At 53.3% G+C, this 3,788-nt stretch carries 1 protein-coding gene; it reads right to left on the bottom strand.

What is annotated here, in order from left to right; genetic code table 11:
- The coding region (locus tag Q8W24_RS16600) for a cadherin repeat domain-containing protein (protein ID WP_305476003.1) at nucleotides 1-3,788 on the bottom strand (3,788 nt) is incomplete at both ends.

Below are 3,788 nucleotides of genomic sequence, written 5' to 3'. Positions count from 1 at the left end.
ACGCCATCAGAAATATCAGCAGAGTCATCCGCAGTGGCGGTATACACCACTTGCCCAGCACCAGAGTTTTCATCGATGGCAGTAGCCGTAGCGCCAGAGGTAATCGTCGGTGCCACTTCATCCAGGTTATTGACTGCTAAAGTAACGATTTGGTCGGTGTGGTTACCGGCTCCATCGGTGGCTGTAACAGTAAAGCTGTAGCTTGGTTTGGTTTCGTAATCCGCATCCGCCAACAAAGTGACTTCGCCTGTAGCGGAGTTGATGCTGAACAGTGATGCATCTGTACCAGACAACGAATAAACCGCTGCCGCATCATCCGTGGTCGCGGTGTAAATCACCACGTTCTCACCGGAGTTTTCGTCAATGGCGGGGATGGTGGCATCCGAGGTAAAGGTCGGCGCTGTTTGATCGGCTAATGTGACTCGCTCATCAGAAACCAGACTCAGATTGCCGGCATTGTCGACGGCATAAGCGTAATAATCGCCATAGGCCAGCGCCGTGGTATCCACCGTGACGGTGCCTGCTGCTGCCAGTGTTGCGGCGACCCAGAGATGACTGCTGGCGCTGGTAATATCAGATTCACTGGTTACGGTGACCGTATCGCTGACCAGATACACCGTACCCGCTTCGCTGCTTTGCAGTGTCACCAGCTCACCGGTTTCATAGGTGCTATCCTCAACCAGCGAGCCATCAGCATTAAAGGCCTGCATAAAGATCGAATTATTACCGTCACTATTCTCTCCATACCAGGTCACCACATAGGCTCCATCGCTGCCCACTGCGGTGATTTGCGGATCATAGTCATCACCGGTGGTATTACCCAAGGCCTCCAGTTGTACCGTGGCACCGTTGAAAGAACCATCGGCGTTAAATGCCTGAACAAAGACCGAATAGTCATTGTTGCTATCCTCACCGTACCAGGTCACCACATAGGCGCCATCGCTGCCTACTGCGGTGATTTGTGGAGCATAATCTTCACCGGTGGTATTACCCAGCGCTTCCAGCTGTACCGTGCTGCCATCGAGAGAGCCTTCGGCATTAAAGGCCTGAATGAAGATCGAGGTATTCCCTCCATAGCCAACACCGTCATACCCATACCAGGTCACCACATAGGCACCATCGCTGCCCACCGAGGTGATTTGGGGTAGCAAATCATGCCCAGCGTTATTGCCCAACGCTTCCAACTGTACCGTGGTGCCACTCAATGAACCATCAGCATCAAACGCCTGCACAAAGATCGAATCATCACCGCCGCTATCGGCCCCGTACCAGGTCACCACATAGGCGCCATCAGTGCCCACGGCGGTGATTTGAGGGTACCAATCATCAGCGGTGGTATTACCCGGCACTTCCAGCTGTACTGTGTCACCGTTGAAAGAACCATCGGCCTTAAACGCCTGCACAAAGATCGAATAATCACCGTCGCTATCATCACCGTACCAGGTCACCACATAGGCGCCATCAGTGCCCACGGCGGTAATTTGAGGGTAGGTGGTATTACCCGGCGCTTCCAGCTGTACTGTGTCACCGTTGAAAGAACCATCGGCCTTAAACGCCTGCACAAAGATCGAATAATCGTTAGCGCTATCTGCTCCATTCCAAGTCACCACATAGGCGCCATCGCTGCCCACCGCGGTGATTTGAGGATCAAAGTCATGACCAGTGGTATTACCCAGCGCTTCCAGCTGTACCGCGGTGCCATTAAGAGAACCATCGGCATTAAAGGCCTGCACAAAGATCGAATAATCATTAGCGCTATCTGCTCCATACCAGGTCACCACATAGGCGCCACCGCTGCCCACCGCGGTGATTTGCGGGCCATAGTCATAATGATTGGGCGCTGTCAGCGGTACAATAGTGCCATTAAGAGAACCATCGGCACTAAAGGCCTGTACAAAGATCGAATAATCCCAGTCGCTATCCCGACCGAGCCAGGTCACCGCATAGGCACCATCGCTGCCCACCTCAGTGATTTGCGGAAAATAATCTTGTACCGTGGCATATCCCAGTTGTACCTGTGCGGGAGCCAATACAATGCTGACGTCTGGAGCGGTATCATCCAGATCGTTGACCGCCAGCGTCACGGTTTGGTTGGTGAAGTTGCCTGCTCCGTCTGTGGCCGTGACCACAAATGAATAGCTGGACTTGGTCTCGTAGTCGGCATCCGCCAACAAAGTCACTTCGCCTGTAGCGGAGTTGATGCTGAAGTACGCCGCATCGTCGCCTGACAGACTGAAGGTGACGCCATCAGAGATATCTGCGGAGTCATCCGCGGTGGCGGTATAAATCACACTGCCCGCACCGCTGTTTTCATCAATCGCAGTGGCCGTAGCGCCAGACGTAATCGTCGGTGCGACTTCATCCAGGTTATTGACTGCTAAAGTAACGATTTGGTCGGTGTGGTTACCGGCTCCATCGGTGGCGATTACAGTAAAGTTGTAGCTGGACTTGCTCTCATAATCCGCATCCGCCAACAAGGTCACTTCGCCTGTAGCAGAGTTGATGCTGAACAGTGACGCATCTGTGCCTGAGAGGCTATAAACCGCTGTCGCGTCATCGGTCGCTGCGGTGTAAATAACCGAGCTGGCACCAGAGTTTTCATCAATGGCATCAGCCAACGTGCCGGAGTTAAATACCGGTCCTGACTCATCCAGATCATTGACCGCCAGCGTCACGATCTGATCAGTGAAGTGACCGGCGCCATCGGTAGCGGTGACGGTAAAGCTGTAGCTGGACTTGGTTTCATAGTCAGCATCCGCTTTTAGAGTCACTTCTCCAGTATTGGTATCAATGGTGAAGTAAGCCGCGTCAGTACCACTGAGGCTAAACGTTACGCCATCCGAAATATCAGCAGAGTCATCAGCAACAGCGGTATACACCACCTGTCCGGCACCAGAGTTTTCATCGATCGAGGTGGCCGTAGCGCCAGATGTAATGCTTGGCGCTGCTTCATCCAGGTTATTCACCGCCAGGGTGACAGTTTGATCAGTGTGGTTACCGGCTCCATCGGTGGCGGTGACGGTAAAGCTGTAACTGGACTTGGTCTCGTAATCGGCATCAGCCAACAAAGTCACTTCGCCGGTGGCTGAATTAATGCTGAACAGTGACGCATCTGTGCCTGAGAGGCTATAAACCGCTGTCGCGTCATCGGTCGCTGCGGTGTAAATAACCGAGCTGGCACCAGAATTTTCGTCAATGGCATCTGCCAACGTACCGGAGGTAAATACAGGCCCCACTTCATCCAGGTTATTCACCGCCAGAGTGACGGTCTGGTCAGTGAAGTGACCGGCGCCATCGCTGGCGATTACAGTAAAGTTGTAGCTGGACTTGGTCTCGTAATCAGCATCGGCCAACAGAGTCACTTCACCGGTGCTGGCATCAATCGAGAAGTACGCCGCATCGTCGCCTGACAGACTGAAGGTGACGCCATCAGAGATATCTGCGGAGTCATCCGCGGTGGCGGTATAAATCACACTGCCAGCACCGCTGTTTTCATCGATCGCAGTGGCGATAGCGCCAGATGTAATGCTTGGCGCTGCTTCATCCAGGTTATTGACCGCCAAGGTGACGGTTTGATCGGTATGGTTACCGGCTCCATCGGTGGCGATTACAGTAAAGTTGTAGCTGGACTTGCTCTCATAATCAGCGTCGGCCAACAAGGTGACTTCGCCTGTAGCAGAGTTGATGCTGAACAGTGACGCATCTGTGCCTGAGAGGCTATAAACCGCTGTCGCGTCATCGGTCGCTGCGGTGTAAATAACCGAGCTGGCGCCAGAGTTTTCATCAAT

This window comes from Oceanobacter sp. 4_MG-2023 (assembly GCF_030689165.1).
GTDB lineage: Bacteria > Pseudomonadota > Gammaproteobacteria > Pseudomonadales > Oceanobacteraceae > Oceanobacter.
This window is presented reverse-complemented; position numbering and strand designations above follow the sequence as displayed.